Source organism: Tritonibacter sp. SIMBA_163 (assembly GCF_046535935.1).
GTDB classification, from domain to species: domain Bacteria; phylum Pseudomonadota; class Alphaproteobacteria; order Rhodobacterales; family Rhodobacteraceae; genus Epibacterium; species Epibacterium scottomollicae.
In genome coordinates this window covers 1-246 of sequence record NZ_JAWJBP010001045.1, presented here as the reverse complement: position 1 = coordinate 246, position 246 = coordinate 1, and the positions used below count along the sequence as shown (strand labels likewise).

At 57.3% G+C, this 246-nt stretch carries 1 protein-coding gene; it reads right to left on the bottom strand.

Annotated elements, in window-relative coordinates:
* Positions 1–246: M24 family metallopeptidase (locus R0J92_RS25525; protein WP_411053744.1), on the bottom strand; the 246-nt coding region annotated here is incomplete at its 5' end.

Below are 246 nucleotides of genomic sequence, written 5' to 3'. Positions count from 1 at the left end.
CTAATCCTTGACCACGAGCTTGCGCGGTACATTCGAAAGACATTCCACGCCGGTTTCAGTGATAACGATGCTCTCGGTGATCTCCAGCCCCATGGTTTCCAGCCAAAGGCCCGTCATGAAATGAAAGGTCATGCCCGGCTGCAACTCGGTGCGGTCGCCGGGACGCAGGCTCATTGTGCGTTCGCCCCAATCCGGCGGATAGGACAAGCCGATGGAGTAGCCGGTGCGGTTGTCCTTGATAATTCC